The sequence below is a fragment of the Chitinophaga sp. MM2321 genome (genome assembly GCF_964033635.1).
In the GTDB taxonomy this organism is placed as follows: domain Bacteria; phylum Bacteroidota; class Bacteroidia; order Chitinophagales; family Chitinophagaceae; genus Chitinophaga.
This window is the reverse complement of record NZ_OZ035533.1, coordinates 3,513,430-3,535,785: the sequence shown is the minus strand read 5'-3', so window position 1 is coordinate 3,535,785 and position 22,356 is coordinate 3,513,430. Positions and strand designations below refer to the sequence as shown.

Here is a 22,356-nt window from a genome sequence, read left to right as displayed (position 1 = left end):
AGGCTGTCATTTTTCAAAGAAAAATGTCAAAATGTGTTGCTTAGATATAGAAATATGGATTGGCATGCACATGGAAACGGATATTTTTCATCAAACAGCTACCTGAAGGATGACCTATTTTCTACTTGATTTTGTTTTGAACCGATTCAATTTCATTTAGCATGACGACCACTTTAAAAACCAAAACACTACTTGACAGGGTACTTGTAAAACCCGTTTCCACAGATGAAAGAACAACCGGTGGCATCATTATCTCCGATACCGCCAAAGAAAAATCTCCACAGGACACCAGCTATTCCGGCAATCCTTTAGCTCCCTGATCCTGTTGTTAAAGAAATCTCGGCTGTTCGCCGGCACCGCGTGAAATGAGTTACTCTTTTCACCCTTAAATTATTTGCTGAATTAATGAGGCTGTTTCAAAATTATTGAGACGGTCCTTTATTTATTATTTTCTTAAACTATAGCCAGTTTAATTATTATCCTTTTTGCTATGTCTGCACAATTTTACGATCTACGGATTTATTTAATTTCGCTTTTTTGTCTTCCTTTTTTTATTCTTGCTTTGGCAATACCCGCCCATGCTCAGAAGAGCAAAAGCAAGGTGGAATCTGCTTTTACAGTCCGGTTGATGAATATTGAATCAACAACGAAAGACCCCTTCCGGTATAATGCTTCTCTGCATAACGGGAGCGGCCATACGCAGATATATAAATTGGAAACGCTTACTCCTGAGGGCTGGAATACTGTTCTTCGCACAGAAGGTAGCCAGGTGGCAGGACTGAGACTGGATTCGGGCAAAACGCAGGAAATTTCCATTGAGATCACTGCCGCCCCTTTGGTAAAACCGGGTAAATACAACATACCGGTTATCGCTGTCACCGATGCTGATACACTTCGCGTTGAACTGGAAGCAGTGGTAAAAGGCAACTATGGTATTGAGCTGACCACGCCTTCGGGGCGACTGAGTAATGATATCACAGAAGGCAAAAGCAAGCAGATTGAGTTGACCATCAGGAATACCGGCACGCTACCGCTTGAAGGATTGGAGTTGTCAGCACAAACGCCCGTAAAATGGAATGCAACGTTCACGCCATCAAAAATTGAAAGGATTGATGCCGGTCAAACGCAGGATGTTATTGCAACATTGAATGTTCCGGATAAAACCATTGCCGGTGATTATGTTACCAACTTTACAGTAAAGAACAATAATGTCAATAGCAATGCTGCATTCCGTATGACTGTAAAAACCTCTCTACTTTCCGGGTGGATCGGTATACTGGTTATCTTCCTTTCTCTGGGAATAGTATATTACCTGATTCGTAAATATGGAAGAAGATAAATTGTTATGGAAAATCCGATCATTGAACTGGAAGGATTAACAAAGTCCTATGGTGCTGTAAAGGCTGTAGATAACCTTTCCCTGAAAATAAGTAAAGGAGAAATATTTGGCCTCCTGGGTCCCAACGGAGCAGGCAAAACCACCACCATATTAATGATGTTGGGGTTGGCAGAGCCTTCTGGAGGGAAGGCCGTTGTTTGCGGAATAAATGCCACCCGCAATCCCATTGCTGTGAAGCGGAAAGTAGGTTATATGCCCGATAACGTAGGGTTCTATGATAATCTAACCGCGCTTGAGAACCTGATGTACATAGGCCGTCTTAATGGAATTGCAGAACATGAAATAGCATCACGCGCGCAGAAGACAATGGAAATGGTAGGACTGGGAGCGGAGATGCATAAAAAAGCAGGGGCTTACTCACGCGGTATGAAGCAGCGGCTGGGGCTCGCCGATTTATTGATCAGGGAGCCGGAAGTAATGATCCTCGATGAGCCTACCCTGGGCATAGACCCCAGCGGTATAAAAGAGTTCCTCTTCCTCATACGCCAGCTCAGCCGGGAGCAAGGGCTTACCGTGATATTGTCGTCACACCACCTGCATCAGATGCAACAAATCTGTGATCGTGTAGGCATTTTTGTGGAAGGCAGGTTACTGATAGAAGGAAATATTGAAACCTTATCAGGTGATTTATTTGGGAAAGAATCATACGTGGTGTTAGTTTCCTTCAGAGAGCCTTTGCGGGTGTCTCCGGGATTTGAACAGGAGCTGCGGGAACTGGAAGGGGTTAATAATATCGTAACCGGAGAATATACCATTGAGCTGTCGTGCCGTATAGATATTACCCCTGACATCGTTCGTTTCTTTGTACAAAAGGGGTTGAATGTAACGGGCGTGCATAAAAAGGAATATGGGTTGGATGAAATCTACCAACGTTTTTTTGAAAGCAATTTTAAACAGAGAGTTTCTAATGGGAAGTCCACAAGTCTACTTCAATAATCTTTTTTCAAAAAAAAATATGCCCGTTAACGGGTGGCATAGGGGCGCTGCAAGCCCGTTCCGGGTGATGGTACGTAAAGAGGTGGGAGATCATATCCGCAGCTGGCGGTTTATTACAATGTTGCTTTTAATCCTGCTTACTTTCCTGGGTGCTATGTATGTATCGCTGGAAAACATCAGAAAAGTGGTGGCTAATATCAACGATCCTGACCGCATTTTTGTCTATCTGAAATTACTTACCACATCTGATAACTCACTGCCTACCTTTCATATATTTATCAGTTTCCTGGGCCCTCTGCTGGGTATTGCCTTGGGTTTTGATGCGGTTAATACAGAACAGAACAATGGTACATTAATCCGCCTGATGGCGCAGCCGGTTTACCGCGATAACTTGTTGCTGGCAAAATTTTACGGCGCATTGTTGGTCGTTAGTGTACTTTTCTTTTGCCTGGTATTACTCATGATAGGCGGTGGACTGATCATTACCGGGGTTCCGCTCGAAACAACAGAATTATTTCGTATACTGGCGTTTATTGTATTGAGTATAATATATGTCGGCTTTTGGCTCAGTCTTGCGATTTGCCTCTCTGTTAAATTCAGACATGCTGCCACCTCCGCTCTCACTGCTATTGGTATATGGTTGTTCTTTACAGTTTTCTACCAGATCATTGTAAACATGGTGATAACTGCTATCCTTCCTGATCCGGCTTCTTTGCAAACAGAAGCAGTTATAGCCTATAATAACATCATCCTTTCCTTTCTCAGGATTGCACCAAACCAGTTATACACGGATGCTGCAACAACGTTACTGATGCCTTCTGTAAGAAGTCTGGGACCTTTAACCATGGAACAAATGGCGGGTGCTGTGCCTGCTCCGTTACCATTTAAAGAAAGTCTTATGATTGTATGGCCGCAGGTAACCGGGCTGGTGGCTGCAACAACAGCTTGCTTTGCATTGGCGTATTATCTTTTCATGCGGAAGGAAATCAGGACCTGACCGGGCACCCAAAACATATCCGGAAAAGTGGTGAAGAAGGGTTACCCCTTCTTCACCACTTAATATATTATAATAAAGATTTTCGAAGCTCCTCAGCGGACTTTGGAGATAAATATCCTAAAGGAATATCAAACACTGTTCGCGCCCCTGTCTGACCTTCTTTTGCCATTTTTCCGATAGCCCTTGTATAAGCCACTAAAACACTGGCTGTAAATTCCGGGTTGCTTTCTAAAGCCAGGCTAAATTCAATTCTTTGTTTAGCGCCATTTCCTGTAACGCCTGAACGAAATACAATCCCGCCATGTGGCATACTCGAATGGTTTTCTAATAATTCCTCTTCAGGAATGAAATGAACGGTAGTATCATATTCATCAAAATAATGAGGCATCGTAGTGATGCTATTTTCAATCTCGGATAAATCAGCATCTTCATTTGCAACAACATAACAAACCCTTTGATGTTTTTCTGCTGTTGAAAGTTGTGGGTTTTCACCATCCCGGACCTTTTCAACGGCACTATCTATAGGAATTGTATATTGAACAGCATTCTTAACACCCGTAACACGTCTTACTGCATCCGAATGACCCTGACTCAGACCCTTGCCCCAGAAAGTGTAATCGTCCCCTTGTGGTAAAATACACTGACCCAGCAATCTCGCCATGGAAAACAACCCTGGATCCCAGCCTGTAGAAATAAGACTCAGTTTACCTGTAGATGTAGCAGCCTCGTCAACCTGTTTAAAATACGCAGGGATTTTCGCATGCGTATCAAAGCTATCCACTGTATTAAACAATTTTGAAATCATGATAACCTGTTCCGGCAAGTCTTTTGCAGATCCTCCACAGAGAATCATCACATCAATTTTGTCCTTGAAATCTGCTATTTGTGAAATAGCCACCACTTTTGAATGGGTATTCAATTCAGCAGGTGCCCTTCTTGTAAAAATAGCAATCAACTCCATATCCGGATTTTGCTGAATGGCTAATTCAGCACCTTTTCCTAAATTGCCGTAACCAACAATACCAACTCTTAAAATATCCTTCACGATTTTTTCCATCTTTTTAATTATTTCCCGTTATTTTTCTTGATAGCATATCATATAGGTTTCCTGTACCTTGTGCTAAAAGGTAGCAATATTACATTCTGCGAGTTTGTTTAGCTTGGTTTATTGAAGGGGGAGATTACCACAGGCTACTGTATCGCTTCAGTACAAAATCGAAAAATCAGACGAACTAAAGTCTATGCTTTTTTGCTTTCGCAAAGTTAAAATAAAAAGTAAAGGGGAAGTAACAATTTTTTCTTCACGATCATCATCATAACATTTATAGCGAATATCTGGTAAACACGAAATACTAAAGCTGCTTTGTTATTTTGCAAATTTCTTTGTACCTGCAACACAAAGAATGACGCCAACTGTAATCCCCAGCATACCAATGCTTACCTGTTCGTGCAGCAAAGTAGCGGCTAAGGCTAATCCAAAAAATGGCTGCAACAGTTGTAACTGTCCCACGGCTGCTATACCTCCCTGCGCTAATCCCTGGTACCAGAATATGAAACCAATAAACATACTGAATAACGAAACATACGCCAGGCCAACCCAGGCTGCTGCACTAACGCCGGCAAATGATGACGGAAGCAGGAAAAATAGCAAAGGTATCATGACCGGTAATGACAACACTAATGCCCATGATATGACCTGCCATCCACCCAGTGTTTTGGAGAGTTTAGCACCTTCTGCATAGCCAAGTCCACACAAGATAACGGCAAGTAGCATGAGTATATCGCCAATGGGTGATGCAGACAACCCCTGGGCAATGGCATACCCTATAACCAAAAGACTTCCAAGAACAGAGAAGAACCAGAATATCGGGCGGGGACGTTCACCTCCACGTATGACGCCAAATACAGCGGTTGCAAGTGGTAACATACCTACAAAGACGATGGAATGAGCCGAAGTTACATACTGTAGCGCCAATGCACTCAGCAGCGGAAACCCTACTACAACTCCTGATGCCACAATAGCCAAGGGGAAAATCTGTGCCCTCGTGGGACGTTTTTCTTTAAAAATGAGCAACACACTAAGTGCAAGCAACCCTGCAATCGTTGCACGGGCAGCCGTTAAAAATATAGGGTTGAAATCCAGGACCGCCACCCTTGTTGCTGGTAATGAACCACTGAATATTACTACACCGATGAAGCCATTGATCCAACCGCCCGCAGTATTTTCTATGGGTTGGTCAAGCGATAATTTACTATTCATGATATTTGAGGACTTTAAATTCCTATGCAAAAATAGATCGGAGTATGCAATAAATACAGTCTCAATTTTTGATATTTGGATGGACACAGTTACATTTATAAAATGAGTAGGGATTTTTTATATAACGAGATAGCGAACGGAATTGCCTTTCAAATCAGAAACGGCGTTTTAAAATCCGGCGACCGGTTACCCTCTGTCAGAATGTTATGCCAGGAACATGGTATCAGCATGAATACAGCCAAGCGGGTGTTCCTGGAACTGGAAGCGCAGTCACTGATTGATTCAAAACCTCAATCGGGTTATTTTGTGAGCAGGTTACCCTACCTGAAACTTCCGCTTCCTGAAATAAGCCGGCCTTTATCAATTGCCAACGGTAATGAACCGGACGAATTGATCAGTAAAGTCTATGCCAATATGGGAAACCATCACCTCACCCTTTTCTCCATAGGGGTTCCTTCCGGAGATCTGTTGCCATTGGCAAAACTGAAAAAGGAAATTGTACAGGCAACACGGGAACTGAAGGACGGAGGTACAGCATATGATCACTTACAGGGTAACGTTAAATTGCGGAGAATGATTGCCGTCCGCTCTATGGCCTGGGGCGGAAAATTGCATGAAAATGACCTGGTAACTACCAGCGGAGGCATGAATGCATTGTCTTTTTGCCTGATGGCGCTGGGAAAACCAGGTGACACCGTTGCCGTGGAAAGCCCCTGTTATCCCGGGATTTTACAACTGGCCATCAGCCTGGGATTGAAAGTGCTTGAACTGCCAACACACCCTACTACAGGGGTAGAGATAGCCGCCCTAAAACAAGCTATTCCAAAGATCAATCTTTGTTTGCTGGTGCCTAACTTCAATACCCCGCTTGGTAGCTGCATCCCGGATGAACATAAAAAAGAAATAGTCACGCTTTTGGCCAAACATAATATTCCGCTCATTGAAGATGATATATATGGTGACCTTTATTTTGGTACGCAACGTCCAAAATGTTGCAAATCATTTGACCAGGAGGGAAATGTGCTATGGTGCAGCTCTGTCTCAAAAACCCTGGCGCCAGGTTATCGTGTAGGATGGGTGGCCCCGGGCAAATACAAGGAAAGGCTACTGAAGCTAAAACTGGTTCATTCCATATCTTCTGCTACTATCATACAGGAAGCGGTTGCCAGTTTCCTGAAGTCCGGCAGGTATGAAAATCACCTCCGCCAGCTGCGCCGCACCTTGCAGCACAATTATCAAAATTATGTTCATGCCATCGCCCAATATTTTCCAAAGGGAACTAAAACAAGCAGACCTCAGGGTGGGGTTGCGCTTTGGGTGGAGTTCAGCAAAGGTATTGATACTACGGAACTATATGATTTGGCCATAAAACAAAAGATCAGCATTGCGCCGGGACGGATGTTTACCCTGCAAAATCAATTTGAAAATTGTATGAGACTATGCATTGGCCTACCTTGGTCTGAGGAATTAAACGCTAAATTAAGACAGCTGGGAAATCTTGCGAAAACGCTTTAAATACGCGGCTTTGCTGTTTGGGGGATTTTAATCATCATGCTGCGGATTACCATTGTCCTATCAGGAAAAAGCAGGAAGAAGTTTGCAAAACAACCTGATGTAGTGTATTTTGCCAGGATACATTCAATGCAACAAGCAAATAAACAGACAGGTTATAAAATATCAAATTCATTTTATGAAAGAAACAGGATACCAGCGCAGAGCATTTATCAAAACAGCAGCATTGTCAGGAATCGGCATTGCATTGTCAGGCCCGCTCTCCAGAGCATTGGCCAGCTCCTCTTTAAAGGGAGGCCGTATAGGCGTGATAGGTTTGGATACTGAACATGGTCCTCATTTTGCCAAAATACTCAATGACCCCAATGCGGGCGATAAATACGGCGGTCTTCGTGTGGTAGCAGCATACCCATATGGTAGCAGGAGCATCAAATCCAGTGTGGACAGTATTCCGGGGCATACGGAAGCTATTAAAAAGCAGGGCGTAAAGATCGTGGATTCTATTGAAGCACTGCTGAAAGAAGTGGATGTGGTGATGCTGGAAACCAATGATGGCCGGGAACACCTGCAACAGGCCTTGCAGGTATTCAAAGCAGGAAAGCCGGTATTCATAGATAAGCCAGTAGCCGCATCACTGGTAGATGTGCTGACAATCTATCGTGCCGCAAAACATTATAATGTACCGGTATTTTCCTCCTCTACATTGCGTTATATAGAAAGTGTGCAGGAAGTAGCAGGCGGAAAGATCGGAAAAGTAAAAGGTGTAGATATTTTTACACCGGCACCCATGGAGCCCACACATCCTGACCTGTACTGGTATGGTATTCATGGGGTAGAAATGCTATTTACGATGTTGGGCCCTGATTGTAAGAGCGTTTCCCGTGTTTATACACCGGATACCGACCTGGTGGTAGGTACCTGGGAAGGCGGCCGCATTGGTACCCTTCGTGGTAACCGCAATGGTACCTGGGATTTCGGCGGACATGCATTTGGAGAAAAAGGCCATATGCCACTGGGTAATTTCACCGGCTATGCACCACTGATGCCACCAATTATTAATTTCTTCGAAACAGGCAAGTCACCTGCTGATCCGGCGGAAACCATCGGGATCTATGCCTTCATGGAAGCTGCACAGGAAAGCCGTACAAAAAACGGCGCTACCGTGAGTATCGACGCTATCATGAAGCGGTGCACGAAGAAAAGCATGAAGAACAGTATTTAACTATCGGCTTTTACGACGAGCGACGTATTAGTTGGAGGAAGATTGGGATATACGTAACGGGAAACCACAGGATCACCTATTAAGCATGTATTCAGATGAAGCCTTTACTCTTTGATGTAAAATCATTATTAAGGAATTCCATACATATCAGGGAAATAAAATCCCGGCATTTAAGTGATCAGTTTCATTTTCACAATGCGTTTGAGATTGCCCTGATCCTGAAAGGAAATGGAAGAAGAATTGTAGGCGACAGCGTAGACAATTTCACCAATGGTGATTTAACATTACTGGCTCCCAATCTTCCTCATGCGTCCTATTCTGATAAGAAATATCATATAAAAGAAACCAGTACCAAAGTACATGCGCTGGTAGTTTATTTTCAACCGGATTGGATCACCGACCAGCATATTAATTCCGGCGATTTTGCGCCTATAAAAGAGTTGTTGAATCAACTGAAAAGAGGCATCAGGATTACCGGGAATACCCATACCACCGTCGTGAATTACATGTTGAAAATGAAGGAAGCGGATGGCCTGAAATCCTTTATCCTGCTGTTTCAGCTGTTATATGAGATCGCCCTGTCCAATGATTATACCTGTTTGGCCAGCCCGGGATATTCCAACACTTATAATGAAAGTAATATCAAAAAAATCCATGAGGTATATAAATACGTGATGGAGAATTTTACAGATAAGATCTCCCTCGATGATGTGGCGGCCATCGCACATATGACCCCTTCCGCTTTCTGTAAATACTTTAAGAGTAAAACCCATAAAACCTTCACTTATTTTGTCAATGAAATCCGGATAGGATATGCATGCGAGCTATTACTGAATGAAGACCTGGATATTTCGCATATTTGTTTTCAGTCCGGCTTCAACAATTTTACAAGTTTTAATAAGACCTTCAGACACTTCACCAAAGTAACGCCTTCTGCATACCGGATTAAGCTGTTGGCGCTCCGTCAGGGGATGAATCATGCTTAGTAGCTGGCTTTGCCAGCGTAAGCTTCCCATTGCGTTTCCACCCATTTGGTCACTTTTTTAAAGGTATATAGCTTTTATTGGAAGTATATATAACCCGATATGGACAAAATAGTTTAAGTATTGGATAAATTACATAAAACGAATCCAGTGTTAGCCCGCTACATTTGTTACAACATGAGGATGTCATGACATCAGAAGAATTATCGACCAAATCGCTTTTAGTTGTTCCGTAACACTGTTCTTATTCAAACAAAAATTGTAAGCAGATTATGAAAAGTCATTTTACCAGAAATGCTGAAACGAGATGCCTTGCGCATCCTAAAATAAAAATGTCCTTCCCCGGAAAGCAATGGTATCTTCTCTTGCTTGCTATCACAGCATTTTCTTTTGGTGTATCCGCACAAATAAAAGTTACCGGCACAGTGAAGGACGATGCCGGAATTGCACTACAGGGGGTAAGTGTAAGCGTAAAAGGAACTGCTATCGGAGCAGGTACAAATGAACAGGGGCAATATACAATTGTATGCCCGGATCCGCAGGGGACATTGGTATTTACCTATATCGGTTTTACCAGGGAAGAAGTATTGTTAAATGGACGTAGTGTAGTGAATGTAGGCCTGTTACCTGATAATAAAGCATTGAATGAAGTGGTAGTAACGGGGTACTCGGCACAAAAGAAGAAAGATATTACGGGGTCGGTGGCAGTTGTGGAAATGAAAGCACTGAAATCAATACCTGCGGGTTCTGCCATGCAGGCATTGCAGGGGCAGGCATCAGGGGTGAACGTAGTCAGTACCGGTGTGCCGGGAGCTGCCAGTAAAATTAACATCCGTGGCGTAAGCACCTTTGGTAGTACAAATCCGCTGGTGCTGGTGGATGGTGTGCAAACTGACCTGAACAATGTCAGTGCAGACGATATTGAATCGATGCAGGTATTAAAGGATGCAGGCGCTGCAGCCATTTATGGTGTACGCGGTGCTAACGGAGTAATTATTATCACCACAAAAAAAGGGAAAACAGGCGCTCCTGTACTTACTTATGATTCTTATTTCGGATTACAGTTTCCTTTTTCCGGTGATCCTTTAAACCAGTTGAATTCCACTGATTTCGCGAGATTAACGAAACAGGCATTTCCAGGTACTAAATTGTTTGCAAATGGATTATCTGATTTTGTTTATGGTGGCCCCGGAGGCACCGGTACAGGTATGACCGGAGATCCTGCTGTAGATCCTGCAAAATATAATCTTGATCCTGCAAATAGTGCAAATAATTACCTGATCCAGCAGGTAAATAAAACCGGAACAGACTGGTATCATGCCATGTTCAAGCGTGCACCGGTAACCAGCCATAATGTGACAGTAAGCGGTGGAACGGATAAATCAAATTACCTGTTTTCATTAGGTTACCTGAATCAGCAGGGTTCTGTCATTGAAACTTATCTGAAAAGATATTCTGCCAGGATTAATACTTCATATAAACTGAAAGAAAATATCCGTATAGGAGAAAACGCGTATGTTTTCTATAAACAAAGCCCCGGATTTAGCAACCAGGGAGAATTTAGCCCGATGGCTAACCTTTACAAAATGATGCCGATTGTTCCTGTTTATGATATCAGGGGAAATTATGGCGGTACTTTTGCCGGACCTGAATTAGGGAGTGATGCCAATCCGGTAGCTACGCAATACAGAAAAAAGAATAACCGGGCAAATGAATGGGATATCGTAGGAAATGTGTATGCTGAAGTAGATTTTCTAAAGAATTTCACCGCGAGAACCAGCTTTGGCGGAACAATCAGCAACCTGTATTCACAGAATTTTAATTTCGTTGCTTACAATGATAAACAGGGTTATAATTCACCCAATAGCTATAGTGAAGGAGCCAGTTACAACAGCTCTTCTATGTGGACAAATACCCTGACCTATAAGAACACATTTAAGAAGCATCAGGTAAATGTATTGGCCGGATCTGAAGCCATCAGGAATTATGGAAGAGGAGTAGGTGGCGGCGCACAAAAATTCTTCTCAACAGAATTTGATTATCTCATCCTGAATAATGGTACTGCCAACGTAACCAATTACAGCAACGCTTACATTAATACATTGTTCTCCCTCTTTGGCCGGTTGGATTATACCTTTGATGATAAATACCTGCTGGGTGTTACGGTGCGCAGAGATGGTTCTTCCCGTTTTGGTAGCGAAAAAAGATATGGCGTATTCCCATCCGTTTCCCTGGGATGGCGACTCAGCCAGGAAGGATTCATGAAACACCTCGACTGGATCAATGATCTGAAGATCAGGGCCAGTTATGGTATCCTGGGATCTGAAAATAGTGTGAGCCCGGAAAATGCCTACAGTTTGTACGGCGGTAGTTATAATAATGCCTATTATGATATCAATGGTAGCAGTAATAGTGTGCAACAGGGTTTTTTCCAGACAAGAATTGGCAACCCGCGCACCAGCTGGGAGCAGGATATTATTACCAACGTAGGATTTGATGCAACGGTACTGAATAATAAACTGGATTTCTCGGTAGAATATTATAAGAAGACGATCAAGGGATTATTATTCTCCCAGGATTTACCAGCTACTGTTGGCGGGGCAACACCACCCACTGTAAATGTGGGAGATATCCAGAACACTGGTTTTGATATCAGCGTTGGATTCAGACAACCTATCACCAAAGATTTGCAATTCACTGTCAGGGCCAATATCACTACTTATCAGAATACAGTAATGGATATTCCGGGCACTGGTTATTTTGATGCGGGTAGTCAGCAACAATTAGGCAATATGGTTCGTAACCAGGAAGGCCATCCGGTAAGTGCCTTTTATGGTTATGAAGTAATGCATCTTTTCCGGGATGATGATGAAGTGAACAAAGCACCTACACAAACAGGCGCAGCGCCTGGTCGTTTCAGGTACAGTGATGTGAACGGAGATGGTAAAATTGATGCGGCAGACCGTACCTTCCTGGGAAATCCCAATCCTGATTTCACTTACGGCGTAAACCTTGGAATTAATTATAAAGGCTTCGATCTTTCTGCTATCTTTTATGGCTCCCAGGGCAATGAGGTGGTGAATGCATTAAAAGTAAACACCCATTTCTTCGGTACTTACGTAGGAGGTAAAAGCAAGGACCTGTTAGATGCCTGGACACCAGAAAACACAGGCGCCACTATTCCCAAAGTAGAGAGTGCTAATAACTTCAGTACTTCCGGTGTATTGAATTCCTTTTTTGTGGAAGATGGTTCGTATCTCCGTTTAAGATCACTGTCATTAGGGTATACTTTGAATCCTGCTGTGTTACAGCGGATCCGGATGGAAAGGCTGAGAATATATTGCCAGGCCACTAATCTGTTTACCATTACAAAATATTCAGGGTTAGATCCGGAATTAGGCGGTAGCAGTGCCAGTTTTGGAATTGATTATGGAAACTATCCAAACAATCAGAAAACCGTCCTTGTAGGTATTAATCTTTCCTTTTAACATTCATCACTTCTAATATAGCATATCATGAAAAAATTAGTCTATAAATTAATGATAGCCGGTGGTATGATGGCGATGGTGTTCCTTCATGCCTGTAAGAAGAGCTATCTGGAAAGGGAGGCAATAGGCTCTACCAGTGAAAGTATTTTAGCTACAAAAGCAGGTGCAGAAGCAGTATTGATCGGCGCTTATTCTTTACTGAATAATGGCGGCACCGTAGGAGGTGGATGGCCTTCCGGTAAATGGATCTTTGGAGGTGTAGCTTCCGATGATGCGCATACCGGCACAGAGGCAGGCGCATTACAACCCGTACCCGCGTTTGAAAATTATACAGAAGATGCTACGTTATATCCATTAAATGATAAATGGCGCTTTTTCTATTCCGCTATTCAGCGATCTAATGATGTATTACGGTTACTACCTAAAATACCAAAGGACGCGATTACAGATGATCAGGCCCTGCAAATCAAAGCAGAAGCGGTATTCCTGCGGGCTGTTTACCACTTTGAGGCAGCTTTAATGTGGAGAAATATTCCTTATGTGGATGAAAGCATCAGCTTTGCCAATAACAATTATATCGTGGGAAATGATGGTCCGGTATGGGCTAAACTGGAAGACGATTTTAAATTTGCAGCAGCTAATTTAACAGATACAAAACCTGCGCCGGGACGTGCTAACAGCTGGGCTGCGAAAGCATTTTTAGCAAAAGTGTACCTGTTTCAGCACAAGTTTACCGATGCCAAACCATTATTAACGGATCTTATTACCAAAGGGGTTACTGCCAATGGGAAAAAATACGACCTGATGGAAAGCTACCACGACAACTTTGTGCCTTCCAAAAAGAATGGTCCGGAATCTGTATTTGCTGTACAGATGTCTGTAAATGACGGCGCCGGTGGTGCTAATGGTAATAACTCCAATGGAGAAGGAAATGCGGGACCATACGGCGGCCCTTACCCCAGCTATGGTTTTTATCAGCCTTCTTTCAGCCTGGTGAATTCTTACAAAACTGATCCGGCTACCGGGCTACCACTTATCAGCACCTTTAATGATAGTGATGTGAAAAATGACCAGGGACTGGCATCTTCTGATCCGTTTACGCCATATACCGGAACACTGGATTCCCGTTTGGACTGGACTGTTGGCAGAAGAGGTATTCCCTTACTGGATTGGGGAATTATGCCGGGACAGGCATGGGTAAGACAACAAAGTGTGGCCGGCCCTTATGTGCATATTAAAAATGCCAACCCACAGTCAGAGCCGGGAGCCAGGGAAAATAACAGTACAGCTGTCAATTATTGCATGATACGTTTTGCAGATGTATTATTATGGGCGGCAGAAGTGGAAGTAGAAGCAGGTAGCCTGGATCAGGCGGAAATCTATGTGAACAGGGTAAGGGCACGTGCTGCTAATCCGGCTGGTTGGGTACACACGTATATCGATAACAGCAATCCTTTAAAAGGATTTACGAATACACCTGCTGCCAATTATAAAGTTGGACTTTATAACGGAGAGTTTACACAGAAAGGAAAGGATTTTGCGCGCGAGGCAGTAAGGTTTGAACGTAAGCTGGAACTGGCGATGGAGAATCACCGTTTCTTTGATCTGCAACGTTATGATAACGGTACCGGCTATATGGCGGATTTACTGAATGCTTACATAAAACATGAAACCACTATTCCCGGCTATAATTTCACCTACATGGTAGGCGCCAAATTTACAAAAGGGAAGAATGAAATATATCCGATTCCGCAAGCGCAGATAGACCTGAGCGTAGTAAATGGGAAACCGTTACTGACACAAAATCCCAATTATTAGGAATAAGAAAAATAGTCAGACAAATAGTATTTTAAAAAGAAATTGAAAATTTATCTGGTACTACTAAAACCCATTGATAATGAGTAAAAATAATCAGGTGTTCAACCGGCGTAAGTTTATTAGTATGGCAGGCATCAGTGCTGCCGCTTTGATGGTAGCTCCACGTTTTGCATTTGCAGGCCAACAGGGTAATGATCGTAAGATCCGTATTGGCATTATAGGCGGTGGATTTGGAGCAGGGTTCTTTTTTCATGAGCATCCCAATTGTATTGTAGAAGCAGTAAGTGATCTGCGTACAGACAGACGTAATCTTTTGATGAAGGTATATAAGTGTTCCAAAAGTTATGAATCACTGGAAAAGCTGTTGAAAGATCCTAAGATAGAAGCTGTGTTTATTGCTACACCAGCGCCAGACCATGCCCGGCATGTAATTGCATCACTGAATGCAGGCAAGCATGTGCTTTGTGCAGTACCTGTCGCGATGACATTAGAGGAATGTGCAGATATGAGAGCCGCGGTACAGCGTACCGGGCTTACCTATATGATGGCGGAAACCACCATGTACAGGCAGGGAATGCTCTCCGCGAAACAATTTTATAAAGAAGGGAAATTTGGACACATATTCAGCGCCGCCGCAGAATACAATCACCCGGGATTAGAAGTATTATATTTTGACAATGGCAAACCTACCTGGCGTCATGGGTTACCTCCTATGCACTATCCTACCCATTGTACCTCATTCCTGGTCGGCCTTACAGGTGAAAGGTTAACAGAAGTAAGTTGTATGGGCTGGGGAGATGATAGCCCGATGTTGAAAGGAAATCCTTACAATAATCCGTTCTGGAACGAAACGGCCTTCTTTAAAACCAATAAGGGCAATCCATTCCGGGTAGAGGTAAACTGGAAGGGCGCATTACATGAAGCAGAACGGGGAGAATGGAGAGGAAACAAAATGAGTTTCTATTATCCAACAGCTGGAAATAAAGAGTATACAATTGTTAAAGTAGCCGACGAGATCGGGCATGACGATGCGGGCTTCCAGCATGCAGCCAATACGGTATCACCTTACGAGGTGCCGGCCTGGTGGAAAACAGATCTGTTGCCTGCAACCATGCGGCATGATAGTGGTCACGAGGGTTCACATACGTTTATCACACATGAGTTTATTGATGCACTGGTACACAACCGTCAACCGGAAGTAAATATATATGAAGCGATTGCTTATACAGCTCCCGGCATTGTAGCACATCAGTCTGCACTCAAGGGTGGAGAATCAATGAAGATCCCCGGTTTTGATAAATAGTTTTTGGGAAGAAATAATTGTTAATGGGGGCTAATCCCACAATAAAATGCGCATGAATAAGTGGCCAAAATCCTTGGAGCTATTAAAAGAGAATGAAGTGTTTATTCCCGGCGGGGTCGTTTCACTGAATCGTAAATCTTCCCCGAATATTTGTTTTTCACGGGGCTCCGGGAGCCGCGCGTGGGATGTGGAAGGAAATGAATATATTGACTACCAGGCAGGATTTGCAGCCGCCTTCCTGGGGCATAATGACCCGGATGTAAATGCAGCGGTGCGTCAGTCTATCGATGATGAAACCGTGTTGATGGGAGCGGGCCCTACTGAACTGGAAGGGCAACTGGCCAGACTGTTTTGCAAATGCGTACCTACTGTAGAGAAAGTACAATTAACCACTACGGGATCGGAAGCCACCTATCATGCGATCCGTATTGCCCGTGCGGCAACCGGAAGGGATCACATTATCATTATGCAGGGTGGTTATAATGGCTGGCACAATGATGTAGCAGGCAATGTCATCAGCAGCCTGGCAGATGTGGGGGAGCGGGTAAGCCCCGGAGAGTATCCGTTTGATGCTTTATCGGCTGGTATTCCCGATAACCATCAATCTTTAATTCATGTAATCAACTACAACGACCTGGATTCCGTTTTATACATTGTAAAGCGGTATCCGGTGGCTTGTATTCTATTAGAACCACTGTTGCAGAACATTGGTATCGTGAAACCCCTGGAGGGTTATTTGCAGGGTCTTAGAGCTTTGGCGGATGAACATGGTTTCCTCCTCGTATTTGATGAAGTGAAAACAGGTTTCCGTCATGCGTTGGGAGGTTATCAAAGTATTTGCGGCGTAACACCTGATCTGAGCACATTTGGAAAAGCGGTAGCCAACGGTTATCCGATGGGCGTGATTGGCGGGAAACAACAGTACATGGATTATTTTATTGATCCGGATAAGTCACGGCGTGTATTGATTGCCGGTACCTTTAATGCCCATCCGTTAACAACCGCCGCAGCGATTGCCACCCTGCAAAAACTCGCTTCTCCCACACATGATGTATATAACCGCGTGGAGCAGTTAGGACAAATGCTGGAAGCGGGATTGAAGGATGTCTTCGGGCAGTATGACCGTCCTTTCCATGTAGCCCGCCAGGGATCTGCTTTTTGTGTTTATTTTATGGATCATGCACCCGTTGATTTTCATGATATTGTTGCCCACCATGATTTTACTTTTGATAAGGCATACCGGCTTGGCCTGATTGAAGAAGGGATCTTTAATTTCCCTTTACCGATCAAGCAGGGAAGTATATCCTTTGCACACAGTGTACAGGACATTGAAGTAACCATTGAGAAAACCCGGGCGGTAGTACGTGCCTTATTCCAGCAATCTTAATACTACAAACAGTATATGAAAATTACTTCAATAGAAACGATAGTATGCCATGCGCGGATGCGCAACTGGATTTTCGTGAAGGTAGTAACAGATCAACCCGGCCTGTGGGGTTGGGGGGAAGCTACACTCGAGTGGCATACGAGGTCGGTGGTAGGAGCCATTGAAGACTTATCCCAGCTCCTGATCGGAGAAGATCCCAGGCGTATAGAATATCTTTGGCAGATGATGTACCGGCAGCATTTCTGGCATGGCAACGGCATTGTGAGGGGAACTGCCATATCCGGGATTGACATTGCCCTTTGGGATATTGCTGGCAAGATCCATAACGTGCCGTGTCATGAACTGATGGGAGGCAAGGTGCGGGATTATATCCGGTTGTATTGCCACCTGGGTGGTGGCAGGATGGAGGATTTCTACCAGACAAAGCCCGATGATGCGAAACGTTTTGGAGAACTGGCTGCGAGCGCAGTAGCGGATGGATTTACAGCATTTAAGTCGATGGCGGTGCCGGAAACAATGCCATTGGAAGGATTAAAACCTGTGCATTATGCAGTAGCTTGTGTAGAAGCTATGCGGGAAGCAGTAGGAGATGATATTGATATTATGGTGGATTGCCATGCCCGCCCCAGTCCGCGTATGGGGCTACAGTTTGCGAAAGCACTGGAGCCATATGGACTGTATTTTTTTGAAGAACCTTGTTGGCCGGAGTCAATAGAAGATATTGCATTGATCCAGCGATCGGTTAAAACACCGATAGCTACCGGCGAGCGATTGGTAGGCATCCATGCCTTCCGTGATCTGTTGGAAAAAAGGGCCGCAAGCGTGATCCAACCGGATATTACGCATTGCGGAGGATTGAGTGAGGTACGGCGTATTGCCGTGCTGGCAGAAGCATACCGTGTTGCCGTGGCGCCACATAATCCGCAAGGCCCGGTAAGCACCGCTGCTTCTCTTGAATTTGGATTTTCTGCACCATCGTATATTATTTGTGAAAGTGTGCACAATGATGTGCCCTGGAGAGATGAAGTAGTGAAGGAAGGTTTTACAATAGAAAAGAAAGGAAGGATCGTACGGCCTAATAAGCGTCCGGGGCTTGGCATTGAAATCAATGAAACCGAAGCACGGAAACATCCTTTTGAGCAGGAAGTATTGCAAAGAGCATTCTATAAAGACGGCAGTGTAGGGGATTGGTAATTCTAATAACAGGCGAGATGAACAAATTATTTGAAAACCAAACGGTCATCATCAGCGGAGGGCTGGGAGATATCGGACGGGCCACGGCATTGGAATTTGCGCAACAAGGCGCGGCGGTGGCATTGTGTGATATTCACCCTGCCGCTGCAGCCACTGAGTTGCTGAACACATTAAGCGCCTTCGGAATACAGTGCAGGTATAGCCAGGTAGATGTAACAGTGGCCAAAGCGGTGCAGCTATGGATAGATGAAACCGAGCAGGCACTTGGTACGCCGGGAATTATTATTGCCAACGCAGCGATTGTTACCCTCGCAGGGATGCATACGATTACACCTGAACAATGGTCGCAGGAGCTGGCGGTGAACCTGAATGGGGCCTTTTATTTAACCCGGTATGCAACGGCCAGGTTGCTGGAGAAAGGATTGCCCGGGCGGGTCGTATTTGTAGGCAGCTGGGCTGCTGCTTCGGTGCATGCCCACATTCCTGCTTATTCTGTTGCCAAAGCAGGCGTACGGATGCTGTGCAAATGTATGGCACTGGAACTGGCGCCACATCAGATCCTGGTGAATGAAATAGCACCAGGATATGTAGCCGCCGGTTTAAGTGGCCGCATATGGGAGGAGCAACCCGGCAAACTGGAAGAGGCGATAGCAAGAGTACCCATCAGGAAAATAATGAGTGCAAAATCGGTAGCGGACCAGATTCTCTATTTATGCCATCCGCAGCAGGAACATATGACAGGTATGACATTGCTGATGGATGGTGGTCTTTCCCTGCTTTCGTGAATAAATTAAAGACCGTGCTGTTATTATGGACATAAAGGATTTCAAATTAAAAAATGCATCATTCCAGGGTATCATTGGTGTGGCGCAAACAGATATTACACCTCCAACCGGTATTTATTCCCGCAACTGGGGAGCCGCGCTGCATGATGTGGCGGAAGGAATACACCAACCGCTAATGCTTACCTGTACTACTTTCCAGTCTGCTGCAAAGGAAACACCACTGGTGTTGATAGGGGCTGATCTGGGCTGGTGGAAAAGTGCAGCAGATGAATGGGCACTCAGGAGCCAACTCTTAAAAGCGTTGGACCTGGCGCCATCACAACTCATGTTTTGCTTATCGCATACCCATGCCGGGCCTGCTTTAAGCCGGGATGAGGCTACTCAACCTGGTGGCGAATTGATAGACGGATACCTGCAAACGATTTTAGAGCATGCTATTCAGGCTGTCCGGCAGGCACTGTCCAATGCGGTGCCCGCCACACTGACGTGGCACTATGGCAAGTGCGGCCTGGCCACTAACCGGGATCTCGCGCAACCGGAAAGGCAACGATATATAGTAGGATTTAATCCTGATGAGGAAGCAGACGATACCTTACTGGTGGGCAGGATAACGGACACGCATGAACGTATTTTAGGCACTATTGTAAATTATGCCTGTCACCCCACCACATTGGCCTGGGAAAACAGGCTGATCTCTCCTGACTACATAGGCGCTATGCGGGAGATAGTGGAAGGGCAAACAGGCGCTTCCTGTTTATTTCTGCAAGGGGCTTCCGGAGAACTGGCGCCGGCAGCACAATACGTGGGCGATACGGCCCTGGCCGAAACCTATGGCCGGCAATTGGGATATGCCGTATTAGCTACACTGGAAGCGATGTTACCCGCGCAAACACAACTTTCTTTTACTGGTGTCGTGGAATCCGGTGGTGCACTGGCTATTTGGAGTCCCTCCGTTTATACGCCTTCAACCGTACTTGCTGTAGAAATGGTGGAAGTGGAACTACACCTGAAACCATTACCACCATTGGCTGAAATAGAACAGCAATGGCGGGAATGTGAAGATCATGTATTAAAAGAACGGCTCCGGCGTAAATGTGGTATCAGAAAAGCGTTGGGCGACGGACAGGAAGCCCGCGTCGGCCTTTGGGTATGGCGTTTGGGAGATGCGCTGCTGATAGGCCAGCCCAATGAAACCTATTCCATATTTCAGCGTGAACTGCGCCGCGAATTTTCTGCACAGGCGGTAGGCGTCATGAATGTGGTAAACGGTCATATCGGCTATCTGGCACCTGCGGAGTTATACAACCACGATATTTATAGCGTTTCGCAAACACCTTTTGCTGCCGGTTCATTGGAACTGCTGACGGAGAAAACCATGGCCATTGTGAAAGAATTGATGACAAAAAAGCATGCATAACACTATCTTCAAATGAACTCAAACTTAACAACCCTGGATGCGGCTGTTTTTGGCATCTATATATTTGGAATTGTAGCACTGGGTATCTATGCATCCCGTAAAGCCAGCCGGTCTAAAAGAGATTATTTCCTGGCAGGAGATAAGCTACCCTGGTGGATGATTGGAGGAAGCATTATTGCAGCTAATATCAGCAGCCATCAGCTGGTAGGCGTGATGGGCGTGGCATTTACTGATGGCTTTGTTGCCATAGTTATTGAATGGGGAGCTATTCTCATCGGGTTTAATGCATTGCTCTGGATCTTCCTGCCTTTTTATCTTCGCAACGGTTTTTATACAATGCCGGAGTTTTTACAGAAACGTTTTGGTGGCGCGGCACGCACCACCTATTCTGTTTTGGTATTGCTCACTTATGTTTTTGTAGAGATCAGTGCAGTGCTTTACCTGGGTGCTATTTCCCTACATTCCCTGTTAGGTATTCCGGTCGTTACCAGCGTGCTGGTACTGGCTGTCAGCACCAGTATCTATACCATAGCAGGAGGATTAAAGGCGGTTATCTGGACAGAAATGGTGCAGCTGGGCGTGCTGATGCTGGGGATGGTTGTTTTATCTTTTACCACGATCAATGCAGCGGGAGGAATCGATGCTGTAATGGAAACAAGTAAGGATTGGAAACTGATGCTGCCAGCCAGTGATCCCGATTTCCCCTGGACGATGTACCTGGGCGGACTGTTATGTATCAGTGTATTTTACAACGCTACCAACCAGTTTATTGTGCAACGTACATTGGCTGCAAAGAATGAATGGCATGCCAGGATGGGCGTGATCTTTGCAGACTATCTTAAATTTCTTATTCCGCTACTGATCATTGTTCCTGCGCTGGTGGCACCCAAATTATTTCCCAATCTTGATAAACCGGATCTTCTTTTTGCAATGTTGGTAGAGCATTTATTGCCTACGGGGTTGGTTGGATTGGTGATGGCGGGACTGATTGCAGCGGTGATGTCTCACCTGTCTGGTGCTATCAACTCCTGCACTACAATCCTGACGATTGACGTATACCTGCCTTACTTTAAACCGCAGGCTACAGAAAGACAGTCTGTTCGTTTTGGAAGATTAAGTGGCGTAGTGATTATCCTGCTTGGCATAGGATGCACAAGTTTGCTGGCACTGTATTCAGAAAAGCCCATATTCATTTACCTGATGAATGCATATGGTTTATTTACACCTGGTATTGCCACCATGTTCTTATTGGGAATACTTTGGAAACGTACTACACATGCGGGTGCATTAACCGCTGGTATTTTAACCATCCCTTTATCATTGGCGATAGAGTTTATGTTTCCCAATATGCCGTTTTTTAATCGTACCGGCATCGTGTTCTGGACGTGTATGGCATTGTGTGTAGTGGTAAGCTTGCTGACCAAACCTAAACCAGCCGCAGAATTGGAAGGACTGATCTGGAATAAGGACAGTTTATCCCTCCCGGTAGAACAACGCGGACAGCAGCGTGGATTGCGTAATCCATTTATCTGGTGGGCAATTATTACCGCACTGGTACTCTATTTCTATATCAAGTATGCCTAAATTACTTCTGCGGGAACCGGTCTTAGTGAGCAGCAGCTAAAAGAACAGCCGTTGACCGGATCATTGTTTGT

Annotated in this window: 17 protein-coding genes; 15 read left to right on the top strand and 2 right to left on the bottom strand. The window is 44.7% G+C overall.

What is annotated here, in order from left to right; genetic code table 11:
• Window positions 1-161 precede the first annotated feature (161 nt).
• The 4 genes from ABQ275_RS13695 (at window position 162) to ABQ275_RS13680 (ending at window position 3,332) form a co-directional block, all read left to right on the top strand.
• On the top strand, window positions 162-320 hold the full coding sequence (locus tag ABQ275_RS13695; protein WP_349313702.1) for a hypothetical protein: 159 nt from the start codon (window positions 162-164) through the stop codon (window positions 318-320).
• Window positions 321-628: 308 nt separating this feature from the next.
• Entirely contained in the window at window positions 629-1,339 is a 711-nt protein-coding gene (locus ABQ275_RS13690; RefSeq protein WP_349313701.1) for an NEW3 domain-containing protein, read from the top strand.
• A gap of 6 nt (window positions 1,340-1,345) precedes the next feature.
• On the top strand, window positions 1,346-2,335 hold the full coding sequence (locus ABQ275_RS13685; RefSeq protein WP_349313700.1) for an ABC transporter ATP-binding protein: 990 nt from the start codon (window positions 1,346-1,348) through the stop codon (window positions 2,333-2,335).
• Window positions 2,307-3,332: an ABC transporter permease subunit gene (locus ABQ275_RS13680; protein ID WP_349313699.1), complete on the top strand. Its 1,026-nt coding sequence runs from the start codon at window positions 2,307-2,309 to the stop codon at window positions 3,330-3,332. The genes ABQ275_RS13685 and ABQ275_RS13680 overlap by 29 nt, the downstream gene beginning before the upstream one ends.
• Before the next feature lie 67 nt (window positions 3,333-3,399).
• Here ABQ275_RS13680 and ABQ275_RS13675 read toward each other — a convergent pair whose 3' ends face one another.
• Both ABQ275_RS13675 and ABQ275_RS13670 read right to left on the bottom strand, forming a co-directional pair.
• A complete protein-coding gene (locus ABQ275_RS13675) occupies window positions 3,400-4,389 on the bottom strand; it encodes a diaminopimelate dehydrogenase (RefSeq protein ID WP_349313698.1) in 990 nt (329 codons plus the stop codon).
• A gap of 309 nt (window positions 4,390-4,698) precedes the next feature.
• Window positions 4,699-5,592 carry a DMT family transporter gene (locus tag ABQ275_RS13670; RefSeq protein WP_349313697.1) on the bottom strand — a complete coding sequence of 298 codons (894 nt, stop codon included), beginning with the start codon at window positions 5,590-5,592 and terminating at the stop codon, window positions 4,699-4,701.
• 102 nt (window positions 5,593-5,694) lie between these two features.
• On the opposite strand from ABQ275_RS13670, the gene ABQ275_RS13665 reads away from it, so the two are divergent.
• From ABQ275_RS13665 to ABQ275_RS13615, 11 genes are all read left to right on the top strand, one after another.
• Window positions 5,695-7,107, top strand: a complete 1,413-nt coding sequence (locus ABQ275_RS13665; RefSeq protein WP_349313696.1) for a PLP-dependent aminotransferase family protein — start codon at window positions 5,695-5,697, stop codon at window positions 7,105-7,107.
• A 175-nt stretch (window positions 7,108-7,282) separates the two neighbouring features.
• A complete protein-coding gene (locus ABQ275_RS13660) occupies window positions 7,283-8,326 on the top strand; it encodes a Gfo/Idh/MocA family oxidoreductase (protein WP_349313695.1) in 1,044 nt (347 codons plus the stop codon).
• A gap of 95 nt (window positions 8,327-8,421) precedes the next feature.
• Window positions 8,422-9,312 (top strand): AraC family transcriptional regulator, encoded by an 891-nt coding sequence (locus ABQ275_RS13655; protein WP_349313694.1) that lies wholly within the window; start codon window positions 8,422-8,424, stop codon window positions 9,310-9,312.
• Between the two features lie 269 nt (window positions 9,313-9,581).
• On the top strand, window positions 9,582-12,797 hold the full coding sequence (locus tag ABQ275_RS13650) for a TonB-dependent receptor (RefSeq protein ID WP_349313693.1): 3,216 nt from the start codon (window positions 9,582-9,584) through the stop codon (window positions 12,795-12,797).
• A gap of 27 nt (window positions 12,798-12,824) precedes the next feature.
• Window positions 12,825-14,615 (top strand): RagB/SusD family nutrient uptake outer membrane protein, encoded by a 1,791-nt coding sequence (locus ABQ275_RS13645; RefSeq protein WP_349313692.1) that lies wholly within the window; start codon window positions 12,825-12,827, stop codon window positions 14,613-14,615.
• 79 nt (window positions 14,616-14,694) lie between these two features.
• Complete coding sequence (locus ABQ275_RS13640; protein ID WP_349313691.1) at window positions 14,695-15,918, top strand: Gfo/Idh/MocA family oxidoreductase; 1,224 nt, start codon at window positions 14,695-14,697, stop codon at window positions 15,916-15,918.
• A gap of 52 nt (window positions 15,919-15,970) precedes the next feature.
• The gene (locus ABQ275_RS13635; RefSeq protein WP_349313690.1) at window positions 15,971-17,305 is read left to right on the top strand and encodes an aspartate aminotransferase family protein; all 1,335 of its coding nucleotides are present in this window, start codon (window positions 15,971-15,973) and stop codon (window positions 17,303-17,305) included.
• A gap of 15 nt (window positions 17,306-17,320) precedes the next feature.
• The gene (gene dgoD / locus ABQ275_RS13630) at window positions 17,321-18,499 is read left to right on the top strand and encodes a galactonate dehydratase (RefSeq protein WP_349313689.1); all 1,179 of its coding nucleotides are present in this window, start codon (window positions 17,321-17,323) and stop codon (window positions 18,497-18,499) included.
• Between the two features lie 17 nt (window positions 18,500-18,516).
• Window positions 18,517-19,284 carry an SDR family oxidoreductase gene (locus ABQ275_RS13625; RefSeq protein WP_349313688.1) on the top strand — a complete coding sequence of 256 codons (768 nt, stop codon included), beginning with the start codon at window positions 18,517-18,519 and terminating at the stop codon, window positions 19,282-19,284.
• A gap of 25 nt (window positions 19,285-19,309) precedes the next feature.
• Entirely contained in the window at window positions 19,310-20,701 is a 1,392-nt protein-coding gene (locus tag ABQ275_RS13620; protein ID WP_349313687.1) for a neutral/alkaline non-lysosomal ceramidase N-terminal domain-containing protein, read from the top strand.
• Window positions 20,702-20,713: 12 nt separating this feature from the next.
• Window positions 20,714-22,285 (top strand): sodium:solute symporter family transporter, encoded by a 1,572-nt coding sequence (locus ABQ275_RS13615; protein ID WP_349313686.1) that lies wholly within the window; start codon window positions 20,714-20,716, stop codon window positions 22,283-22,285.
• Window positions 22,286-22,356 lie beyond the last annotated feature (71 nt).

Bases quoted from the DNA above. Each gene is read 5' to 3' on its own strand.
- ABQ275_RS13640 (WP_349313691.1), top strand. From the start codon at position 14,695: ATGAGTAAAAATAATCAGGTGTTCAACCGGCGTAAGTTTATTAGTATG.
- ABQ275_RS13665 (WP_349313696.1), top strand. From the start codon at position 5,695: ATGAGTAGGGATTTTTTATATAACGAGATAGCGAACGGAATTGCCTTT.
- ABQ275_RS13670 (WP_349313697.1), bottom strand. From the start codon at position 5,592: ATGAATAGTAAATTATCGCTTGACCAACCCATAGAAAATACTGCGGGC.
- ABQ275_RS13660 (WP_349313695.1), top strand. From the start codon at position 7,283: ATGAAAGAAACAGGATACCAGCGCAGAGCATTTATCAAAACAGCAGCA.
- ABQ275_RS13645 (WP_349313692.1), top strand. From the start codon at position 12,825: ATGAAAAAATTAGTCTATAAATTAATGATAGCCGGTGGTATGATGGCG.
- ABQ275_RS13620 (WP_349313687.1), top strand. From the start codon at position 19,310: ATGGACATAAAGGATTTCAAATTAAAAAATGCATCATTCCAGGGTATC.
- ABQ275_RS13650 (WP_349313693.1), top strand. From the start codon at position 9,582: ATGAAAAGTCATTTTACCAGAAATGCTGAAACGAGATGCCTTGCGCAT.
- ABQ275_RS13695 (WP_349313702.1), top strand. From the start codon at position 162: ATGACGACCACTTTAAAAACCAAAACACTACTTGACAGGGTACTTGTA.
- ABQ275_RS13685 (WP_349313700.1), top strand. From the start codon at position 1,346: ATGGAAAATCCGATCATTGAACTGGAAGGATTAACAAAGTCCTATGGT.
- ABQ275_RS13635 (WP_349313690.1), top strand. From the start codon at position 15,971: ATGAATAAGTGGCCAAAATCCTTGGAGCTATTAAAAGAGAATGAAGTG.
- ABQ275_RS13690 (WP_349313701.1), top strand. From the start codon at position 629: ATGAATATTGAATCAACAACGAAAGACCCCTTCCGGTATAATGCTTCT.
- dgoD (WP_349313689.1), top strand. From the start codon at position 17,321: ATGAAAATTACTTCAATAGAAACGATAGTATGCCATGCGCGGATGCGC.
- ABQ275_RS13625 (WP_349313688.1), top strand. From the start codon at position 18,517: ATGAACAAATTATTTGAAAACCAAACGGTCATCATCAGCGGAGGGCTG.
- ABQ275_RS13675 (WP_349313698.1), bottom strand. From the start codon at position 4,389: ATGGAAAAAATCGTGAAGGATATTTTAAGAGTTGGTATTGTTGGTTAC.
- ABQ275_RS13615 (WP_349313686.1), top strand. From the start codon at position 20,714: ATGAACTCAAACTTAACAACCCTGGATGCGGCTGTTTTTGGCATCTAT.
- ABQ275_RS13655 (WP_349313694.1), top strand. From the start codon at position 8,422: ATGAAGCCTTTACTCTTTGATGTAAAATCATTATTAAGGAATTCCATA.
- ABQ275_RS13680 (WP_349313699.1), top strand. From the start codon at position 2,307: ATGGGAAGTCCACAAGTCTACTTCAATAATCTTTTTTCAAAAAAAAAT.